Below are 19,419 nucleotides of genomic sequence, written 5' to 3'. Positions count from 1 at the left end.
GACTTTCACGATACGGGCGGCGCGGTTCCCGCGGTCGTTCGGTCACCGCCGACCGGGCGTCGCCGCAGCGCTCGGGAGACGAGCCCCTGCCCGGGGGCCAGCAGGTAGGCCAGGGCGAACACCACCGACTGGCAGACCACGATCATCCCGCCTGTCGAGGTGTCGACGTGGAAGCTCAGGTAGGTGCCCGTCACCGCGGACAGCACCGACAGCCCGGCGGCCGTCGCCAGCATCTGCGGGAACCTCTTGGTCAGCAGGAACGCGGTCGCTCCCGGCGTGATCAGCATGGCGGTCACGAGCACGACCCCGACGGCCTGCAGGGCGACCACCACGGTCAGCGCGAGCATCGCCAGCAGCAGGGTGCTGATCCGCCGCGGCGAGATGCCGATGGCGTGCGCGTGCGTGGGGTCGAAGGCGTAGAGCGTGAGGTCGCGCCGCTTGAGCAGCGCCACCGCCAGCACCGCGGCGGCGATGATCAGGACCTGGGCGATGTCGAAGTCGGTGACGCCCAGGACGTTGCCGAACAGGATGTGGTTGAGGTCGACCTGGCTGGGGATCCGCGACACCAGCACCAGGCCCAGCGCGAACAGGCCGGTGAACACCACGCCGATCGCCGCGTCGCCCTTGAGCTTGGTGGTGTTGCGCACGCCCGCGATCAGCCCGACCGCGAGGCTGCCGAACAGGAACGCGCCCACCGAGAACGGCATCCCCAGCACGTAGGCGAGCACCACCCCCGGCAGCACGGCGTGCGACACGGCGTCGCCCAGCAGCGACCAGCCGATCAACGTCACCCAGCACGACAGCACCGCGCACACCAGCCCCGCGACGAGGCTGACCAGCAGTGCCCGCTGCATGAACCCGAACTGCAGGGGTTCGATCAGCCACTCGATCATCGCGCCTCCACCCCGAACGTGCGGGCCAGCACCTCGGGTGCGAGCACTTCGTCGATCGCGCCGTGGGCGATCACGCGTTGTTGCAGCAGGACCGCTTCGTCGCACAGCTCGGGGACGCTGGCCAGGTCGTGGGTGGAGATGACCACGGTGCGCCCCTCGTCGCGCAGCTCCCGCAGCAGGGCGCTGATCGTCGCTTCGGACTTCTTGTCGACCCCGGCGAAGGGCTCGTCGAGGAACAGCAGCCGCGCGTCCTGCGCGATGCCGCGCGCGACGAAGGCCCGCTTGCGCTGGCCGCCGGAGAGCTCGCCGATGGGCCGGGCGGCGAGGTCGGTGAGGCCCACGCGGGTCAGCGCCGCGCGCATCGCGGCCTTGTCGGCGCGGCGCGGGCGGCGGGTGAGCCCGAGGTGCCCGTAGCGGCCCATCAGGACCACGTCGGCGACCGTCACCGGGAACGTCCAGTCGACCGCCTCGGACTGCGGGACGTAGGCGAGGAGCCCTTCGCGCCGCGCCTGCTTGCGGTCGCGGTCCATGATCCGGATGTCGCCCGCATCTGGTTTGACCAGGCCCATCAGGGATTTGAAGAACGTGGACTTGCCCGATCCGTTCATCCCCAGCAGGCCGCAGATGCGTCCTTCGCGGATGTCCACCGACACGTCGTCGAGGGCGAGCACGTCGCCGTAGCGGACGGTCACGTGGTGGGCGCTGATGGCGGTCACGGTGTCCCTCCGCGCAGTCCGGCGACGATGACGTGCGCGTCGTGGCGCAGCAGGTCGAGGTAGGTCGGGACCGGCCCCTCGGGGCCGGACAGCGAGTCGACGTAGAGCTTGCCGCCCAGCTTCGCCCCGGTTTCGCGGGCGACCTGGCGTTGCGGGCCGTCGTTGACGGTGGACTCGCAGAACACCGTCGGGACGCCGTTGGCACGGACGAACCGGGTGGTGTCCTTGATCTGCTGCGGCGTGCCCTCGGACTCGCTGTTGACCGGCCACAGGTACGCCTCGCTCAGGCCGGCGTCGCGCGCCAGGTACGAGAAGGCGCCTTCGCAGCTGACCAGCGCTCGCCGCGACTCGGGCAGCGCGGCGAGCTCGTCGTGCAGGTACCGGTCGATCTCGGCGAGCCGCGCCAGGTAGGCGTCGGCGTTCGCGCGGAAGGTCGCCTCGTGCGCGGGGTCGATCCGGATGAAGGTGTCGGTGATGTTGGCGACGTAGATCGCGGCGGTGCGCGGTGACATCCACGCGTGCGGGTTGGCCTTGCCCTGGTACTCGCCGCTGCGGATCGGCACGGGCTCGACGCCTTCGCTGAGCGTCACGTGCTCGGCCTCGCTGCGCTGCACGAACCGGTCGAACCAGCGTTCCAGGCCGAGGCCGTTGTCCAGCACCACGTCGGCCTTGGCGGCCTTGAGCATGTCGCTGGGCGTGGGTTCGTACTCGTGGATCTCCGCGCCCGGTTTGGTGATCGACTCGACGACCAGGGCGTCGCCGGCGATGTTGCGGGCCATGTCCGCGAGCACGGTGAAGGTGGTGACGACGTGCTTGCGGCCGTCATCGGGCCGGCTCAGGCCGGTGCCGCACGCGGACACCAGCATCGCGACCACGGCCAGGAGGGCCGCGTTTCGGCTGCTCGCAAGTCCGGGTTTCGCCACGCCGAAAACCATACCTCGGGGTGCCGCGAGGGCCAACGCGGCGGCTCCACCGGCTGCCCACCAAGGTCGTCCGCGGACGTGGGAGACTGTAGGGCGCTATGTCTACGAAATCCCTGCCGCTCGTCTTCGACGCCCCGCGCCGCGGCAAGCCGCCGCGCCACCTCGCCGACCTCTCCGCCGAGGAGCGGAAGGCCGTCGTCGCCGAGCTGGGGGAGAAGCCGTTCCGCGCCAAGCAGCTGGCCAACCACTACTTCGGCAGGCTCAACGCCGACGTCGAGTCGATGACCGACATCCCGGCGGGCAGCCGCGAGGCGCTGGGCGCGGCCCTGCTGCCGCAGCTGCTCAACCCGGTGCGCAACCTCGACACCGATGAGGGCACCACCCGCAAGACGCTGTGGAAGGCGCACGACGGGACGCTGCTGGAGAGCGTCCTGATGCGCTACCCGGACCGCGCGACGGTGTGCATCTCCAGCCAGGCCGGATGCGGCATGGCCTGCCCGTTCTGCGCCACCGGCCAGGGCGGCCTGCAGCGCAACCTCTCCACCGCCGAGATCGTCGACCAGGTCCGCTCGGCGGCGGCCATGATGCGCGACGGCGAGGTCCCGGGCGGACCCGGGCGGCTGTCGAACGTGGTGTTCATGGGCATGGGCGAGCCGCTGGCCAACTACCGCCGGGTGATCGACGCGGTGCACCGCATCTGCGATCCCGCGCCCGACGGCCTGGGGCTGTCGCAGCGCTCGGTCACCGTCTCCACCGTCGGCCTGGTGCCGGCGATCCGGAAGATGACCGCCGAGAACCTGCACGTCACGCTCGCGGTGTCGCTGCACACCCCGGACGACGAGCTGCGGGACACGCTGGTGCCGGTCAACAACCGCTGGAACGTCGCCGAGGTCCTGGACGCCGCTCGCGGCTACGCCGACCACACCGGTCGCCGGGTGTCGATCGAGTACGCGCTGATCCGCGACATCAACGACCAGCCGTGGCGCGCCGACCTGCTCGGCAAGCTGCTCAAGAAGCACCTGGGCCAGTTCGCGCACGTCAACCTGATCCCGCTGAACCCCACCCCGGGCAGCAAGTGGGACGCCAGCCCGAAGCCGGTCGAGCGCGAGTTCGTCCGCAGGGTCCGCGAAACCGGGGTCTCCTGCACGGTCCGGGACACCCGCGGCCAGGAGATCGCCGCGGCCTGCGGCCAGCTCGCAGCCGAGGAGTAACCCGCGGCGCGGTCGTGAATCCGTGACCGCAATGAACAGAAGTGGCCGGTTGCGCCTCCGGTGGCCGATGATCCTCAGGTCTGAGTGATCGAGCTGGGAGGCAACGGTGCCTGACCTGAGAATTCGTGGCGCAGCGGTTCATTCGATCGTCGCGGCGGCGCTGGTGCTGCTCGCCGCTCCCGCCCACGCGGAGGCGCCCGATCACCGGGCGGTGTCGACGGGCTGCGGGAACACCGCCCTCGCGCCCGGGGAATCGGTGACCGAGGAGATCGTGTCGGGTGGCATCACCCGCACCTACCTGCTGCACGTGCCGGAGAGCTACGCGCCGCAGCGGCCGACTCCGCTGGTGCTGTCCTTCCACGGGCACTCGCGGGACTCCGCGTACCAGGAGGAGCTCTCGGAGTTCTCCGGCACGGACGCCATCGCGGTGTACCCGCAGGGACTCGTCGGGACCGACGGCGAGACGGCCTGGCAGGGGGCGCCGTACTCGGCGGACGTCGACGACGTCCGGTTCACCGGTGACCTGCTCGACGAGCTGCAGCGCGATCTCTGCGTCGACCCGGCTCGGATCTACGCGGCGGGCAAGTCCAACGGCGGCGGTTTCACCGGGGTCCTCGCCTGCCGGATGAGCGACCGGATCGCGGCCTTCGCCCCGGTCTCCGGTGCCTTCTACCCGCAAGGCGGCGCCTGCGAGCCCACGCGCCCGGCTCCGATCCTCGACTTCCACGGGTCTCTGGACGAGACGATCCCCTACGACGGCGACGCGGAGCGCGGGCTCCCGCCGATCCCGGACTGGCTGGCGGGCTGGGCCGAGCGCAACGGCTGCGACCCCGATCCGGTCACCCGCGACGTCGGCGACGGGGTCCACCGGGTGGAGCACCGGGCGTGCGACGGGGGAGCCGAGGTCGAGCACTACCGGATGGACTCGGTCGCGCACGACTGGCCGGCGACGCACCCGAACCCGGACTCCGATCAGCCCGCGCCGATCGACGCCACCCCGATGATCATGGACTTCTTCTCCCGGCACGCGTTGCGCTGAGCGCACCAGCGGGCGGGTTCGGAGCGGAACCGTCCCGCCACGACCGCTCTGAACAGCGAAAAGCCGCCCTCGGGGTTCCGGGGGCGGCTTCTTCGAAGTTCTAGGTCAGCGACGGCGCTTGTTCTTGGCCAAGTCGTAGAACAGGCCGAGGGCCAGGACCACGGCCGTGCCGATGAGCCAGACATCTTCCATCTTGAAGTGCCCGCCGCCACTGAGGATGCCCTGGTGGTTGCCGATGAGCATGCACAGGACCGCGACGACCGAGAACCAGCCGGCGATCTGGGTGCCCTTCGGGAAACCGCCGTGCCAGCCCCACTCGACCGACGGTTCCTCGGCCGGGTCGATGGCCTGGCTGGGCTTCTTCTCCAGCTCGGTGCTCGCCACGTTCCCCTCCTGCGCCACACCGGCCACGCGCGGCCGGAAAGCCTGTTGCTTGGGTTTCGCGCACCGCCGGACGGCGATCCACGATCGCCCTCATCTTCGCACACCCGATCGGCGTCTCGGCGCCCACCTGCCCGGCATCAGCAGCGAAAAAGGTGCCGCGCGAACTCGGCTCGCGCGGCACCCCGTGAACGACGACCCGGATCTACCCCTTGACCGCCCTGCGGCCGACGATGACGCGGTAGATGCCGAGGACGATGAGCGATCCCACGATCGCCAGGATCCAGGTCCGGATCGACCAGAACTCGTTGAGCCCGGTCCCGAAGATCCACTTGCCGATGAACCCGCCGAGGAAGGCTCCCACCACGCCGAGCAGCATGGTGATGATGATCCCGCCAGGGTCCTTGCCCGGCATGATCAGCTTCGCGATTGCTCCCACGATCAAGCCGAGAACGATCCATCCGATGATCCCCATGACGGCCTCCTTAGTTCATCGGGCTGCGGCCGGTAAGTCGATCGTGACGCCGAATGGTGATTTGCGCACCGCGAGGGGCACCTGCTCACCTCCTTCAGGGACAATGGGCGGCGATGCACGCGGACACGAGCACACAGAGCGACACCACTCCGCGCACCGTTCTGGTGCTCGGCTCCACCGGTTCCATCGGTACCCAGGCACTTGACGTGATGCGCGACAACCCCGACCGCTTCCAGGTCGTGGGGCTCGCCGCGGGCGGCAGCGACCCGCAGGCGCTGGCCGCGCAGGCGCTGGAGTTCCAGGTGCCGGTCATCGCCGTGGCGAAGGGCACAGCCGCCGAGGACGTCCAGCTGGCCCTCTACTCCGAGGCCCAGAAGCGCGGCTACGCCGAGGGCGACTTCAAGCTGCCGCGGCTGCTGGCCGGGCCCGAATCGGCCCTGGAACTCATCGACGCCGCGCCGGCGGACGTGATCCTCAACAGCGTCGACGGCTCCCGAGGTCTGCGCCTGACGCTGGCCGCCCTGGAGACGGGCGCTCAGCTCGCCCTGGCCAACAAGGAATCGCTGGTCGCCGGCGGTGCGCTGGTGCTGGACAAGGCCGCGCCCGGGCAGCTGGTCCCGGTCGACTCCGAGCACTCCGCGCTGGCCCAGTGCCTGCTCGGCAACGACAACGGCGACGTGGACCGGCTGGTGCTGACCGCCTCGGGCGGCCCGTTCCGCGGCCGCAAGCGCGAGGAGCTGGCCGAGGTCACCGTCCAGCAGGCGCTGGCCCACCCGACCTGGGCGATGGGCAACGTCGTCACGATCAACTCGGCGACCCTGGTCAACAAGGGCCTGGAGCTCATCGAGGCGCACCTGCTGTTCGGCATCGACTACCCGCGCATCGACGTCGTCGTGCACCCCCAGTCGATCGTGCACTCGATGGTCACCTACACCGACGGCGCGACGATCGCGCAGGCCAGCCCGCCGAACATGAAGATCCCGATCGCGATGGGCCTGGAGTGGCCGCGCCGCGTTCCCGGGGTCGCGCCGCGGCTGACGTTCGACGAGGCCCAGGCGTGGACCTTCGAGCCGCTGGATCACGAGACGTTCCCGGCCGTCGAGCTGGCCCGGGCGGCCGGTTCCGGCGGGGGATGCCTGCCCGCGATCTACAACGCCGCCAACGAGGAAGCGCTGGCCGCGTTCGTCGACGGCCGACTCCGGTTCACCGAGATCGTGCAGACTGTGGGTGACACGCTCTCCGCTGCCGACCAGTGGCGCGGCGAGCCGTCGGGACTTGATGAGATCTTCGCAGCCGAGGACTGGGCGCGGACCCGGGCACGCGAGCTGGCCGGAGGGAAGGCGGAGTAGTGCTGGTCGTCGTTGGCATTCTGATCTTCTTCTTCGGGCTGCTGTTCTCCATCGCGTGGCACGAGCTGGGTCACCTCGCGACCGCCAAGATGTTCGGCGTCAAGGTCACCGAGTACATGGTCGGCTTCGGCCGCACCATCTGGTCGCGCAAGAAGGGCGACACCGAGTACGGCCTCAAGCTCATCCCGTTCGGCGGCTACATCCGGATGATCGGCATGTTCCCGCCGAAGAAGGACGAGGAGTACGGCCGCACCGCGTCCTCGGCCCCGTGGCGGGCGATGATCGAGGACGCGCGGCAGATGTCGGCCGAGGACGTCACGCCCGAGGACGCGCACCGGCAGTTCTACCAGCGGTCCCCGTGGAAGCGGATCATCGTGATGATGGCCGGGCCGGTGATGAACCTGATCCTGGCGGTCGGCATCTTCGCCGCGATCCTGATGGGCCACGGCATCAACACCCCGACGCTGACGGTCTCCTCGGTCAGCGAGTGCGTGCTGCCGGCCAACGCGCCGGACACCCAGAAGTGCCCGCCCGGCGCGAAGCCCTCGCCCGCGGCGGCGGCCGGGTTCAAGCCGGGCGACCGGATCGTGGAGTTCAACGGCAAGCCGTTCCAGTCCTGGGAAGACCTGCAGCAGGAGATCCGCCAGTCGAAGGGCTCGGTCCCGGTCGTGGTCGAGCGCGACGGGCATCGGGAGACGCTCAACGCGGCCCTGATGCAGACCGAGCGGCCCAAGCTGAACTCGACCAGCGAGTACGAGACGGTCGGCTTCCTGGGTCTCTCGCCGACGTCGGAGCTGGTCAAGCAGGACGTCGGTGGTGTGGTGAGCACCATCGGCGAGTTCGTCGGCCTGACCGCGCAGAAGATCATCGAGCTGCCGCAGCGCGTTCCGGACCTGGTCAGCGCCATCTTCGGCGGTGAGCGGCACAAGGACTCGCCGGTGGGCATCGTCGGCGCCAGCCGCCTCGGCGGTGAGGTGCTGGCCACCGAGCAGTTCGGCGTCGACGAGCGCGTCATCCTGATGTTCAACCTCCTCGCGGGTGTGAACCTGTCGCTGTTCGTGTTCAACATGCTGCCGCTGCTGCCGCTCGACGGCGGTCACATCGCGGGCGCGGCCTGGGAATGGGTCCGGCGCGGTTTCGCCAAGCTCGTCCGGCGCCCGGACCCGGGACCGTTCGACACGGCACGCCTGATGCCGTTGGCCTACGCGGTCAGCCTCATCTTCATCGCCTACTCGCTGCTGGTCCTCGTCGCCGACATCGTGAACCCGGTGACCTTGTACTAGGGGTGTGGTGGCAGCGGGTCGGCAGGCGCTGGGCGATTTCACCGCTGTGGTGGACCGGGTTCACAGCCGGGGACGACGTGTCGTCCTCGGTGACGGAGATGGCGCGTGCTTGTGAGCGCAATATCGCCGATAGGGTGATGCGCGGCTCGAAGTCGTGGGCCGAACGGGACGTGAACGGCCGATGTCGATCACCCAACGTGATCCGTCAGACGCCCGGACGTCCAGCCGGATGAAGGTGCGCCGGTATCGTGGAATGCGGGCGGGACACCGTCCGAAGTACACCAGAAGAGGTGGAGAGGTATCGATGACCGTCGATCTGGGCATGCCCGGAGGCCCGGCCCCGGTGCTCGCGGAGCGGCGTAAGACTCGCCAGTTGCAGGTCGGACCGGTCGGAGTGGGCAGCGAAAGCCCGATCTCCGTGCAGACCATGACCACGACCGTCACCGCAGACATCAACAGCACGCTGCAGCAGATCGCCGAACTCACCGCCGCTGGCTGCGACATCGTCCGGGTCGCGTGCCCGACCGCCGATGACGCCGAAGCCCTGCCGGCCATCGCGAAGAAGTCGCAGATCCCGGTCATCGCCGACATTCACTTCCAGCCGAAGTACGTCTTCGCGGCGATCGAAGCGGGTTGTGCCGCGGTGCGCGTGAACCCCGGCAACATCAAGAAGTTCGACGACAAGGTCAAGGAGATCGCGCAGGCCGCGAAGGACCACGGCACGCCGATCCGCATCGGCGTCAACGCCGGCTCCCTCGACCCGCGCCTGATGGAGAAGTACGGCAAGGCCACCCCTGAGGCGCTGGCCGAGTCGGCGCTGTGGGAAGCGGGCCTGTTCGCCGAGCACGACTTCCACGACATCAAGATCTCGGTCAAGCACAACGACCCGGTGGTCATGGTGCGCGCCTACGAGATCCTCGCCGAGCAGTGCGACTACCCGCTGCACCTCGGTGTCACCGAGGCCGGCCCGGCCTTCCAGGGCACCATCAAGTCGGCCACCGCCTTCGGCGCTCTGCTGCGCCAGGGCATCGGCGACACGATCCGGGTCTCGCTGTCGGCCCCGCCGGTGGAGGAGATCAAGGTCGGCACCCAGATCCTGCAGTCGCTGAACCTGCGGCCGCGCAAGCTGGAGATCGTCTCCTGCCCGTCCTGCGGACGCGCCCAGGTCGACGTCTACAAGCTCGCGGACGAGGTCACGGCCGGTCTGGAGGGCATGGAGGTCCCGCTGCGCGTCGCGGTCATGGGCTGCGTCGTCAACGGCCCCGGTGAAGCCCGCGAGGCGGACCTGGGCGTGGCCTCCGGCAACGGCAAGGGCCAGATCTTCGTCAAGGGCGAGGTCATCAAGACCGTGCCCGAGCACCAGATCGTCGAGACGCTGATCGAAGAGGCCATGCGCATCGCCGAGGACATGGGCGAGACCGTGGAGGAGGGCGCGAGCCCGACCGTCACCGTCAGCTGACGCGACATCGCGCACATCGGCCGTCCGGATTCGTCCGGGCGGCCGATTCGCTTTTCCCGGTGTTGTCGCTACTCCGAACGGGTGACCGCAGCTGTGTTCGACTCGGTTGATCTCCGCCGATCAGCCGTTCGCGTGGTATTTCTGGCAGTCTTGGCTGGTGCTCAAGGTTGCCGGTGCCCGCTTGCTGGAGGAACGGGACGCGAATCTGGTCCGCTCCGCGCTGGACTCCGCGCCCGTGGCCGCCTGCATGGTCGCGGCGCGCGTCGAAGAAGCCGGTGTCCATCCGTTGCGCCTGGGCGGTGAGCTCTGGGGCCACGGCAACCGGCTGAGCGGGATGTGCTTCTCGGGCGCGAACCTGGTCCCGCTGCGCGGTGGCCCGGACGCGATGCGCGCCTTCGCCGATCGTGCGCTGCGCCGCCGCCGCGTGTGCTCCTCGCTGGTCGGCCCGTCCGAGCAGGTGCTGGCGCTGTGGGAGGAGGTCGAGGCGCAGTGGGGGCCCGCGCGCGAGGTCCGCGCCGAGCAGCCGCTGATGGCGCTGTCCGAGCGCCCGCACGTCGACCCCGACCCGCTGGTGCGCTCGGTGCGGCCGGACGAGCTGGAGCGCTACCTGCCCGCGGCGGTGGCCATGTTCACCGAGGAGGTGGGCGTGGACCCCTCGACCGACGGCGGTGCCGCCGGGTACCGGGCGCGAGTGGCCGATCTCATCGCGGGCGGCCGGGCGTTCGCGCGCTTCGAGGACGGCGAAGTCGTGTTCAAGGCCGAGATCGGCGCGCTGTCGTCGACGGTCGGTCAGATCCAGGGAGTCTGGGTGCACCCGGATCGTCGCAGCACGGGCTTGGGAACCGCCGGGACGGCGGCGGTGGCCGACCGCCTCGTGCGCGGCCTCGGGCGCACCGCGAGCCTGTACGTCAACGGCTACAACGTCGCCGCCCGAGCCGCCTACCAGAAGGTCGGTTTCCGGAGCGTCGGCGAGTTCGCGACTGTTCTGCTGTAGAGCGGTTTCGTCCGCTCTGCGCGCTATGCCGGAGCCCAGATTCGGTGTCCTGCAAGACTTCGGCATACTCGCGGGCATGCATTCCTCGCGGATCATGGCCGGGCTCGCCGCAACGCTGCTGATTCCAGTGGCCGGGTGCAGCACCGGACCATCCGAGAAGGACGTGGCCAACGCATTCGTCAACGCCGTCGCCGCAGGTGATGTGGCGGGTGCGGCGGCTCAGACCAACAACCCCGACGCCGCCCGCCGCACGCTGGAGCAGGTGCGCAAGACGCTCGCCCCGACCGCGTCGCACGCGAGCTTGGGCCAGGTGACCGAGAACGAGCAGGGCGCGGCGGCCAAGTACGACCTCTCCTGGGACTTCGGCGACGGCAAGGTGTGGCGGTACACCAACACCGTGCAGCTCGCCGAGGAGGCCGAGGGCTGGAAGGTCCTGTGGGCCCCTTCGGCGGTCCACCCGAAGCTCAAGGCCGGTCAGACGCTCGCCTACAGCGAGGTGCTGCCCGCGCCCGGGCCCGTGACGGGCTCGGAGGGCAAGCAGCTGATGGGGCCGGAGCCGGTGGTCACGGTCAGCCTCAACGGCCAGGAGGCCGGAGACGTGCCGGGCGTGGCGGGCAAGCTCGCCGGCGCGCTGCGCGAGGTCGACCCGGAGATCACCCAGCAGTCCATCGTCGAGGGCGTCGGCAAGACCCCGCCCGGTCAGCCGTACCAGGTCGTCACGCTGCGGCAGGCCGACTACGACAAGGTCCGCTCCAGCATCTACGACCTGCCCGGCGTGCGGTTCCCGGCGCAGGTGCGGTTGCTGGCCTCCGAGCGCGGTTACGCCGGGCAGGTGCTGGCCGGTGTGTCGAAGAAGGTCGACGAGCAGGTCAAGGCCAACGCGGGTTGGCAGGTGGCCGTCGCCGACACCAAGGGCAACGAGATCAGCAAGCTGCACACCGTCGCCGAGAAGCCGGTCCCGCCGACCTCGGTGACGCTGTCGGACCGCACGCAGCGCGCCGCCGAGCAGGCGCTGGACCCGGTTCCGCAGCCCGCGATGATCGTGGCGATGAAGCCCTCCAACGGCGAGGTGCTGGCGGTCGCGCAGAACGACCCGGCCGACGCGCAGGGTCCGATGGCGCTGTCCGGGCAGTACCCGCCCGGCTCGACGTTCAAGATCGTCACGGGAGCCGCGGCGCTGGAGTCGGGCAAGGTCCGCGCCGACACGCCGGTCGAGTGCCCGCCGAAGAAGGTCTTCGACGGCATGACCTTGCCCAACGACAAGGAGTTCGACCTGGGCCGGGTGCCGCTGCACACCGCCTTCGCCCACTCCTGCAACACGACGTTCGCGCAGCTGTCGGTGGACCTGCCCGACGACGCGCTGCCGAAGGAGGCCAAGAAGTTCGGCATCGGCGTCGACTTCGACATGCCCGGCTCGACGACGATCACCGGCAAGGTCTCCAACGCCGAGACGGTCACGCAGCACGCGGCCAACGGCATCGGCCAGGGCAAGGTGCTGGCGAGCCCGTTCGGGATGGCGCTGGCGGCGGCGACGGTCGCCAACGGCGGCATGCCGACGCCGACGTTGATGCGCGGTCAGCAGACCACCGCCGACTCCCAGCCGGAGAAGATCAACCCGGCGTCGCTGGAGCAGCTGCGCTCGATGATGCGCGAGGTCGTCACCGGCGGCACCGCCCGCGGTCTGGCGGGTTCGGGCGAGGTCCGCGGCAAGACCGGCACCGCGCAGTTCGGCGACGGCACCCACTCGCACGGCTGGTTCGTCGGCTACCGCGATGACGTCGCCTTCGCGGTGCTCATCACCGATGCGGGGGCTTCCGGCCCGTCCGTGGACGCGGCCAAGCGCTTCCTCGGCGGTCTGTGATCATCAACCGGAGATGTCGCTTCACGTGTTTGGGTGATCACTTAGGGTCAGTTGGGTGCTAGGTTGTAGCCCATCGAGCGCAGTGGTGACGGTTCGTTGCTGCGCTCGATGGGTCGTCACCGGTGTGGCCACCTCCGATGTGCGACCCCGTTCGCCACGTTGTGTTGCCGCAACGATGGGCGAACCAGGTGTCCGGCTTCGTCCGGACGCGCATCGGCCCGCCGCGATCCCGGCGGGCACCCCCGACGAACCGCGCCGGCACCGCCTCCCCCGAAGGCCGTCGGCGTCGCCCCAGGTGTGAACAGGAGTGGTTTTGATCTACTTCGACTCTTCCGCGCTGATCAAGATGATCGCCCCCGAACCGGAGAGCCAGGCGCTGAGCCAGTGGATCCGCGATCGCTGGGAGCAGCCGCGGGTGACCAGCGCGCTGTCCAAGGTCGACGTGCTGCGCAACTTCCGCGAGCAGGGCCCGGCCGCCGAGGACCTGGCCTCCATCGTGGTGTCCAAGCTGGAGACGCTGCCGGTGCAGCAGGAAGTGCTCGACTCGGCCAGCGAGCTGCGCGCCGACCTCGGACCGGTCGACGCGATCCACCTCGCCTCGGCGTGCGGCATCCGCAACGAGCCGGTGACCTACGTCTCCTACGACCCGGCGCTCATCGAAGCCGCGAAGGAGGCGGGCCTGGCGACCGCGTCCCCGGCCTGAGCTCTCCCGAAGTCCGGGCGGTGGCGTTCCACATCGCGGATGGTTCCGCGTGGTGCCGTTACCGCCCGGAGTCGTGGCGGCCTACGTGGTTAAAGTGGGGGGCATGCCGGTTCGAGCCCCGTTGAAGCCAGGCGTTGCGACGCCGCGCCGCCAAGTCCCAGCGCACATCGAGCGTCCCGAGTACGTGGACAAACCGGCTCCCCAGCGCAACACCGACCCCGACGTGCAGCCGCCCGAGGTCATCGAGGCGATGCGCTTCGCGGGCAAGCTCGCCGCTCAGGCGCTGGCCGAGGCCGGCAAGGCGATCCAGCCGGGCGTCACCACCGACTCCGTCGACGCCGTGGTGCACGAGTTCCTGCTCGACCACGGTGCGTATCCGTCGACGCTGGGTTACCGGGGCTTCCAGAAGTCCTGCTGCACCTCGCTCAACGAGGTGATCTGCCACGGCATCCCGGACTCGACGGTCATCGAGGACGGCGACATCGTCAACGTCGACGTCACCGGCTTCATCGGTGGCGTGCACGGCGACACGAACGCGACCTTCCTGGCCGGCGACGTCTCCGAGGAGGCCCGCCTGCTGGTCGAGCGCACCCACGAGGCGACGATGCGCGGCATCAAGGCCGCCAAGCCGGGCCGCCAGCTCAACGTGATCGGCCGCGTCATCGAGTCCTACGCCAAGCGCTTCGGCTACGGCGTCGTCCGCGACTTCACCGGCCACGGCATCGGCCGCTCGTTCCACAGCGGACTGGTGATCCTGCACTACGACGAGCCGTCGGTGGACACCGTCCTGGAACCGGGCATGACCTTCACCATCGAGCCGATGATCACCCTCGGCACCCACGAGTACGACATGTGGGAAGACGGCTGGACGGTCACCACCAAGGACAAGAGCTGGACCGCCCAGTTCGAGCACACCATCCTCATCACAGAAGACGGCAACGAAATCCTCACCCAGCTGTGACGTGTGCGGGGCGGTTCACCTCGGAACCGCCCCTACCGTCTCAGGACGTTTCATAGGATGGGTGCCGTGCAGGCAGAACTGTGGGCTCCCAGCGATTCGGCCAGGCGGGTCTCGTACCGGGAGGGCTGGGGGCTCCTGGCCGGGATGCTGTTCCTCCTGGCCTTCGCCGGACTGTTCCTGGCCGTTGCGCTGTTCCCGGACGAGATCGTCACTCGGAAGGGGCGGGACTTCGCGCCTTACGTCGGTTGGTTCTTCACAGTGCTGTTCGGCCCGCTCGCGCTGATCGGGGGCATCGGTGGGATCGGGATGGTCGCTCAGATCCACCGCGTCTTCGTCGACGAACGTGGTCTTTGGTTGCGCGTTCACGGCAAGACCGACCTGGTCTCGTGGAGCGAGCTGAACGCGATCCACGGTCAGCTCCCGCAACCCAAGGCCGAGGACGATCCGCACTCGAAGCCGGTCCCTGCGGCTCTGCTGTTCCACCCCGTCGACGACGGCTTCGTCGGGCGCCACGCGCAGATCCTCGACAAGCAGCAGTGGGAAACACCGCAGATCGCACTGCCCGGGAAATCCGTCGTCCAACGGATCACCCGGGCAGTTTCAGAAGTCAGGCCAGGCCTTCTGCGCTAGCGGTCGGCTTTCCGCTGTTCCTTCGCCCTTCGGCGGGCTTCCTTGATTTCGGCGGACCTTTGCCGTGCTTGCTGTCGTTGCGCTTGCTCTTCGGCTTGCTGTTGCTTCTTGGCAGCCTTTTCCTCGGTCGTTCCGTTGATCTTCTCCCAAAACTTCCTCTGTTCTTCTCGGGAGAACGACCAGATGATGGACTTCGCAAGCATCCACAACGCGGCTGGAACGATGACAACGCCCGCGAGGCAACCGATGAGGGTGAAAACTCCGGTCGAGTACCCTTCGGCTGGTGTGTAGGTTCGCAATTCGGTGTTGTTGTTGTACCGGCCGCCGCCGTAACCCCAAGTGAGTCGCTTTTCCTTGCCCACGTCGTCTGGGGTGAAGAAGTTCATGTCGACGTTAGCGGTCCAGGTCTTGCCGGTCTCGTCGTCCCGAACCTTGATGGAGCAGTCCCAGTTGTGCCCGAATCCGCGTCGCGTGATCGGGCCGGTGTCCTCGCATGAATGGACGAGTGCTGTCGCATTTGGACTGCTGTGCTTTTGCGGGAACGAGAAGACGATCGTCGGCCACAGCATAAGAACGGCTGCCGTGATCACCAGTCCACCGGCCAGCTTCGCCAGTCGGACAGCGAGGTTGTTCGAGTTCCACAGTCCCATGGCCTACTTCGCTTCCTCCCGGTCAGAGTCTTTGCCGTCATCGGTGGCTGCAGCACCTTTGGCGACCTCATAACCGAACTTGTTCGCGCCGCTCTGCGGTCCTAGGTCGACTGTGGGTGACTTGAACAGATCACCTTGTGCCCAGGGTTTGTACTCAGCACCGCCAGCCTTGAAGCCAGCCCACGCATCCTTTGCGGCGCTGGTCGTGCTGCCCTCCAGGCCACGGCCCGTGTTCTGGATCGCTTGACTGTCGAAAGCCTTCTGCGCGCTGGTGTTGGCAATGCTGGCCGCGGGGGGATTCGCAAGCCCTGTGAAGAAGGCATCGATCTTTCCCTTGACGGCCTTACCCGCGGATCCGAGCTTGTCCATGCAATCCCACAGCTTCTTGAGGATGCTCGAAAGCTTCTCCATCCAACCTGCGATCTTGTTGCCCCAACGGATCGCGGTCGTGACAGCCTCGGCGATCATGCCGCCAGCGGCGATACCGGCAGTGGCAACAGCGGCGATACCCCACTTGAGCACGATCGAAATGATCTCACCAACTGCTCCGGCGATCATGTCGCGGACGATTCCGCGCACGGCACCGACGACGGCGCCTGCTCCGTCCACGGCTGATTTCATACCGTTGCACGCTTCACCCAGCGCTTCGATTGTCTTCGCGGTGTCCTCGCCGAGGGCTCGATAGGCGTCGCCTGCTTTGCCTTCCCAGGCGGTAGTGCCCTTCACTGCATTGGCGTAGTCCTGGCTGACTGCTCTGAGTTCTTTGCCAATGTTTTCCCAGGTACTGGACATGCCTCCGATTGCGTCGGGGTTGCCCATCAGTGCGTCGAACGGTTCCCTCAAGAAGGAGACGTGCTCCATCAGGTAGCTGACGCCCCAGCTCGCGAGCGTGCCGAGCGGGTTGGTAGCGAGACCTACAGCATCAACGCCTAGGCCGATCGCATTCAGGCCGAGGGTGTCCCAATCGTTGTTTTGGATCGCCAAACTTGCGCCGATGAAGTTCTCGACGCCTCCGGCGCCACTCGCCGCGTTGAAGGTGTTCTTTTCCTTCGCGTCGGCCTCTGACTCGTCGGCTGTGACGACGAGGTCACTTTCCGAACTCAACCTTGACCCCCTCGATGATGCTCGTGCACTCCTCATCGGTGCGCTGGTACTCCGCTGCCGTCTCGTCAAGGGCTGACTTCAGTTCGCCGAGGGCTTTGGCACCGGATTCGATGACGGACTTGGTCATCTCGCCCTGGGCGATGCACTGCATGGCGATGAACTGGCCGAAGATGCCGAAGGCGTTGGTGTCCATGGTGGTTTCGGCTGCGCCGTGGGCGGTGTTGACGCGGTCTGCGAAACCTTGGACCTGGTTGCTGTGCTGCTTGATGACCGGGACGTCCGCCCGGAAGCCGTCGCTCATCGCAGGAAGCTCCCGTTGGAGTAGTCGTCATCGTCGTCGGGCGGGGTGGACGGGCGACCTGGCGTCTGCTGCTGGTCCTCGTCGGTGCCGTCGCCGCTGTAGCCGTGCGGGAGGTTGCTCTTGACGAAGTCGAGGGCCGCGCCGTCGCCGACGAACTGCTGCATGACCTCGACCATCTGGCCTGCGGCCTGGCGTTGTGCTTCGCGGACGCAGGTCATGATCGCGGCCGCGACCTGATCTGGTTTCGGGTGCTGGAAGCCGTTGCCGAAGCGGATGTCCTCCAGGACGCCGCTGCTGTTGACCCGCACCGTGATCTGCCCGTCCGGGGAGCTCGCGGAGGCGCCGACCTGCGTGAGCTCTTCCTGCGCGCGGTCGGTGTCGGCTTTGATCTTCTGCAGCTTGGCGTTGTAGTCGCTCAGCCAGTCGTCAGGTGTCGTCATCGGAGTCCGTTGGTCTCGGTGGTCGGGCCAGTCGGGAGCGTAGTTGAGGAGGTTCGTTCCATGTCCGGGTTTCGGGTGTCGGTTCCCACAGCTGGGGCATGGGGTAGGAACGGGGTGTGAATGCGCTGCTGATCGCTGGGACGACGTCGGATGCGGGGAAGAGCGTGGTGACCGCTGGGATCTGCCGGTGGTTGGCGCGGTCGGGGGCGCGGGTGGCGCCGTTCAAGGCGCAGAACATGTCGAACAACTCGGTGGTCACGCCCGACGGCGGTGAGATCGGGAGGGCGCAGGCGGTGCAGGCGGCGGCGTGCGGTGTCGAGCCGTCCGTGCGGTTCAACCCCGTGCTGCTCAAGCCCGGCAGCGACCGGCAGTCGCAGGTCGTGGTGCTCGGACGCGTCGCCGGTGAGGTGACCGCGTTGTCCTACCGCGAGCGCAAGGCGGCGCTGCTCGACACCGTCGCGTCCACTTTGGACGATCTGCGGCGCGACCACGACTACGTCGTGTGCGAGGGCGCCGGATCGCCCGCGGAGATCAACCTGCGGGCCAGCGACATCGCCAACATGGGGCTCGCGCAGGCCGCGAAGCTGCCGGTCGTCGTGGTCGGCGACATCGACCGGGGAGGGGTGTTCGCGCAGCTCTTCGGCACCCTGTCGCTGCTGGACGCCGCCGATCAGGCGCTGGTCGCCGGGTTCGTGATCAACAAGTTCCGGGGTGATCCCGAGCTGCTGCGACCGGGTCTCGACCAGCTGCGGGAGTTGACCGGCAGGCCCGTGCACGGGGTGCTCCCGTGGGCCGAGGACCTGTGGCTCGACGCCGAGGACTCGCTGTCCTACGTCGCCGACGGCGTCGTCGGCCGGCCCGCGCCGCCGCGAGGTGGGCAGTGGTTGCGGGTGGCCGTGCCCCGGCTGCCCCGGATCTCCAACGCCACCGACGTCGAGGCGCTGGCCGCCGAACCCGGCGTGGCCGTGCGGTTCGTGACCGAGCCCTCGCGGCTCTCCGACGCCGACCTGGTGGTGCTGCCCGGCTCGAAGTCCACGGTGGCCGACCTGGCGTGGCTGTGCGAGAGCGGCCTGGCCGAGGCGATCCGCGATCACGCGCGAGCGGGGCTTCCGGTGGCCGGGATCTGCGGCGGGTTCCAGATGCTGACCAGGCGCATCCACGACGAGGTCGAATCCGGATCCGGGGTGGTCGACGGGCTCGGGTTGCTCGACCTGGAGATCGACTTCGCTCGTGAGAAGACGCTGGCCAGGCCGCGTGGTGAGGCGTTCGGCGAAGCCGTCGCGGGCTACGAGATCCACCACGGCGTCGAGGTCCGCCGAGGTGACCTGCCGCCGCTGATCACGCTTCCCGACGGTGAAGCGGAAGGCGGCGTTGCGGGGTCGGTGCTGGGCACGCACTGGCACGGGTTGTTCGAGAACGACGACTTCCGGCGCGCGTTCCTCGGCTGGGCCGCGGGTCTGGCCGGCCGGGACGGTTTCCGCGCCGCCGAGGACACGGTGTTCGCCAACATCCGCGACGCGCAGCTGGACCTGCTCGGCGACCTCGTGACCGAGCACCTCGACACCGACGCGCTGCGCCGGCTCCTCGACGGCGGCGCTCCGACGGGTCTGCCGCGCTTGACCGCCGGGCTGAGCTGACGACCCGTTTCCCGACTCATCGTGACAAAAGGGACTCCTGCCGGGGTGGGATGTAGGTAGATCTGCCCAATCGACTACCCGATTTGGTCTCACGAACGGCGTGATGCAGGTAACTTGTGGGCATGGCTGTTGAGTTTTCCGTGGACGAAGCCCGCGAGCGGCTGACCGAGCTGCTCGACCGCGCCGAAGCCGGCGAGCACATCGTGATCACCCGTTTCGGCGCCCCGGCGGTGTCGCTCGAACCGACCTCGGTCCCCGCGCAGCGTCGCGGGGGCTTCGCCGCCGGAGTGGTCGCCGCGTCCTGGGCCGCGCCCGCCGTCGACGGCACCTTCGACATGGGCACCGACTACTGGGCCGATCCGGGGACATCCGTCGGCGCGTGAGCGCAACCGCAGGTCTCCCGGGCGTG

General features: G+C 68.6%; 21 protein-coding genes. 12 read left to right on the top strand and 9 right to left on the bottom strand.

Going from position 1 to position 19,419, the window contains the following annotated elements; genetic code table 11:
• Nucleotides 1-5: 5 nt before the first annotated feature.
• From KBO27_RS25085 to KBO27_RS25075, 3 genes are read right to left on the bottom strand one after another with little or no spacing between them, the layout of a single operon-like run.
• Nucleotides 6-893, bottom strand: coding sequence for a metal ABC transporter permease (locus tag KBO27_RS25085; protein ID WP_210972337.1), 888 nt, complete (start codon nucleotides 891-893; stop codon nucleotides 6-8).
• The gene (locus KBO27_RS25080; RefSeq protein WP_210972336.1) at nucleotides 890-1,609 is read right to left on the bottom strand and encodes a metal ABC transporter ATP-binding protein; all 720 of its coding nucleotides are present in this window, start codon (nucleotides 1,607-1,609) and stop codon (nucleotides 890-892) included. Before KBO27_RS25080 ends, KBO27_RS25085 begins: the two co-directional genes overlap by 4 nt.
• Nucleotides 1,606-2,532 (bottom strand): metal ABC transporter substrate-binding protein, encoded by a 927-nt coding sequence (locus tag KBO27_RS25075; protein ID WP_503454127.1) that lies wholly within the window; start codon nucleotides 2,530-2,532, stop codon nucleotides 1,606-1,608. Before KBO27_RS25075 ends, KBO27_RS25080 begins: the two co-directional genes overlap by 4 nt.
• 98 nt (nucleotides 2,533-2,630) lie before the next feature.
• Between KBO27_RS25075 and rlmN the strand changes: the two genes are divergently transcribed.
• Together rlmN and KBO27_RS25065 are read left to right on the top strand one after the other, a co-directional pair.
• Nucleotides 2,631-3,743: a dual-specificity RNA methyltransferase RlmN gene (gene rlmN, locus KBO27_RS25070; RefSeq protein WP_210972335.1), complete on the top strand. Its 1,113-nt coding sequence runs from the start codon at nucleotides 2,631-2,633 to the stop codon at nucleotides 3,741-3,743.
• Between the two features lie 106 nt (nucleotides 3,744-3,849).
• The gene (locus KBO27_RS25065) at nucleotides 3,850-4,782 is read left to right on the top strand and encodes a CE1 family esterase (RefSeq protein WP_307870601.1); all 933 of its coding nucleotides are present in this window, start codon (nucleotides 3,850-3,852) and stop codon (nucleotides 4,780-4,782) included.
• A gap of 105 nt (nucleotides 4,783-4,887) precedes the next feature.
• Here KBO27_RS25065 and KBO27_RS25060 read toward each other — a convergent pair whose 3' ends face one another.
• A complete protein-coding gene (locus tag KBO27_RS25060) occupies nucleotides 4,888-5,166 on the bottom strand; it encodes a DUF2631 domain-containing protein (RefSeq protein WP_132677766.1) in 279 nt (92 codons plus the stop codon).
• 202 nt (nucleotides 5,167-5,368) lie between these two features.
• Nucleotides 5,369-5,638 carry a GlsB/YeaQ/YmgE family stress response membrane protein gene (locus KBO27_RS25055; RefSeq protein ID WP_210972334.1) on the bottom strand — a complete coding sequence of 90 codons (270 nt, stop codon included), beginning with the start codon at nucleotides 5,636-5,638 and terminating at the stop codon, nucleotides 5,369-5,371.
• 113 nt (nucleotides 5,639-5,751) lie between these two features.
• On the opposite strand from KBO27_RS25055, the gene dxr reads away from it, so the two are divergent.
• The 8 genes from dxr to KBO27_RS25015 all read left to right on the top strand — a co-directional run bounded on the left by dxr (nucleotide 5,752) and on the right by KBO27_RS25015 (nucleotide 14,878).
• Nucleotides 5,752-6,987 (top strand): 1-deoxy-D-xylulose-5-phosphate reductoisomerase, encoded by a 1,236-nt coding sequence (gene dxr, locus KBO27_RS25050; protein ID WP_210972333.1) that lies wholly within the window; start codon nucleotides 5,752-5,754, stop codon nucleotides 6,985-6,987.
• A complete protein-coding gene (locus KBO27_RS25045) occupies nucleotides 6,987-8,270 on the top strand; it encodes a M50 family metallopeptidase (protein WP_210972332.1) in 1,284 nt (427 codons plus the stop codon). The genes dxr and KBO27_RS25045 overlap by 1 nt, the downstream gene beginning before the upstream one ends.
• Before the next feature lie 304 nt (nucleotides 8,271-8,574).
• A complete protein-coding gene (ispG, locus tag KBO27_RS25040; protein ID WP_210972331.1) occupies nucleotides 8,575-9,729 on the top strand; it encodes a flavodoxin-dependent (E)-4-hydroxy-3-methylbut-2-enyl-diphosphate synthase in 1,155 nt (384 codons plus the stop codon).
• Between the two features lie 157 nt (nucleotides 9,730-9,886).
• Nucleotides 9,887-10,723, top strand: a complete 837-nt coding sequence (locus KBO27_RS25035) for a GNAT family N-acetyltransferase (RefSeq protein ID WP_210972330.1) — start codon at nucleotides 9,887-9,889, stop codon at nucleotides 10,721-10,723.
• 76 nt (nucleotides 10,724-10,799) lie between these two features.
• A complete protein-coding gene (locus tag KBO27_RS25030; protein ID WP_210972329.1) occupies nucleotides 10,800-12,584 on the top strand; it encodes a penicillin-binding transpeptidase domain-containing protein in 1,785 nt (594 codons plus the stop codon).
• A 313-nt stretch (nucleotides 12,585-12,897) separates the two neighbouring features.
• Nucleotides 12,898-13,287, top strand: coding sequence for a type II toxin-antitoxin system VapC family toxin (locus KBO27_RS25025; RefSeq protein WP_210972328.1), 390 nt, complete (start codon nucleotides 12,898-12,900; stop codon nucleotides 13,285-13,287).
• Between the two features lie 103 nt (nucleotides 13,288-13,390).
• Nucleotides 13,391-14,248, top strand: coding sequence for a type I methionyl aminopeptidase (gene map / locus KBO27_RS25020; RefSeq protein WP_210972327.1), 858 nt, complete (start codon nucleotides 13,391-13,393; stop codon nucleotides 14,246-14,248).
• 66 nt (nucleotides 14,249-14,314) lie between these two features.
• On the top strand, nucleotides 14,315-14,878 hold the full coding sequence (locus tag KBO27_RS25015) for a hypothetical protein (RefSeq protein ID WP_210972326.1): 564 nt from the start codon (nucleotides 14,315-14,317) through the stop codon (nucleotides 14,876-14,878).
• Here the strand turns inward: KBO27_RS25015 and KBO27_RS25010 are convergent.
• Genes KBO27_RS25010 through KBO27_RS24995 form a run of 4 tightly spaced genes read right to left on the bottom strand, consistent with a single transcriptional unit; the run spans nucleotide 14,875 to nucleotide 17,373 of the window.
• Complete coding sequence (locus KBO27_RS25010) at nucleotides 14,875-15,528, bottom strand: DUF6346 domain-containing protein (RefSeq protein ID WP_210972325.1); 654 nt, start codon at nucleotides 15,526-15,528, stop codon at nucleotides 14,875-14,877. The genes KBO27_RS25015 and KBO27_RS25010 overlap by 4 nt on opposite strands.
• A 3-nt stretch (nucleotides 15,529-15,531) precedes the next feature.
• On the bottom strand, nucleotides 15,532-16,632 hold the full coding sequence (locus KBO27_RS25005; RefSeq protein WP_210972324.1) for a WXG100 family type VII secretion target: 1,101 nt from the start codon (nucleotides 16,630-16,632) through the stop codon (nucleotides 15,532-15,534).
• Nucleotides 16,616-16,933, bottom strand: coding sequence for a type VII secretion target (locus KBO27_RS25000; RefSeq protein ID WP_210972323.1), 318 nt, complete (start codon nucleotides 16,931-16,933; stop codon nucleotides 16,616-16,618). The genes KBO27_RS25005 and KBO27_RS25000 overlap by 17 nt, the downstream gene beginning before the upstream one ends.
• Complete coding sequence (locus tag KBO27_RS24995) at nucleotides 16,930-17,373, bottom strand: YbaB/EbfC family nucleoid-associated protein (RefSeq protein ID WP_210972322.1); 444 nt, start codon at nucleotides 17,371-17,373, stop codon at nucleotides 16,930-16,932. The genes KBO27_RS25000 and KBO27_RS24995 overlap by 4 nt, the downstream gene beginning before the upstream one ends.
• A 116-nt stretch (nucleotides 17,374-17,489) precedes the next feature.
• On the opposite strand from KBO27_RS24995, the gene KBO27_RS24990 reads away from it, so the two are divergent.
• Both KBO27_RS24990 and KBO27_RS24985 read left to right on the top strand, forming a co-directional pair.
• On the top strand, nucleotides 17,490-19,010 hold the full coding sequence (locus KBO27_RS24990) for a cobyric acid synthase (protein ID WP_210972321.1): 1,521 nt from the start codon (nucleotides 17,490-17,492) through the stop codon (nucleotides 19,008-19,010).
• Nucleotides 19,011-19,132: 122 nt separating this feature from the next.
• Nucleotides 19,133-19,393: a type II toxin-antitoxin system Phd/YefM family antitoxin gene (locus KBO27_RS24985; RefSeq protein ID WP_210972320.1), complete on the top strand. Its 261-nt coding sequence runs from the start codon at nucleotides 19,133-19,135 to the stop codon at nucleotides 19,391-19,393.
• The last annotated feature ends 26 nt before the right edge of the window (nucleotides 19,394-19,419 follow it).

This window comes from Saccharopolyspora endophytica (assembly GCF_018070075.1).
GTDB lineage: Bacteria > Actinomycetota > Actinomycetes > Mycobacteriales > Pseudonocardiaceae > Saccharopolyspora > Saccharopolyspora endophytica.
Note: the sequence above shows the minus strand (reverse complement) of the source record. Positions and strands in the feature narration are given on the sequence as shown.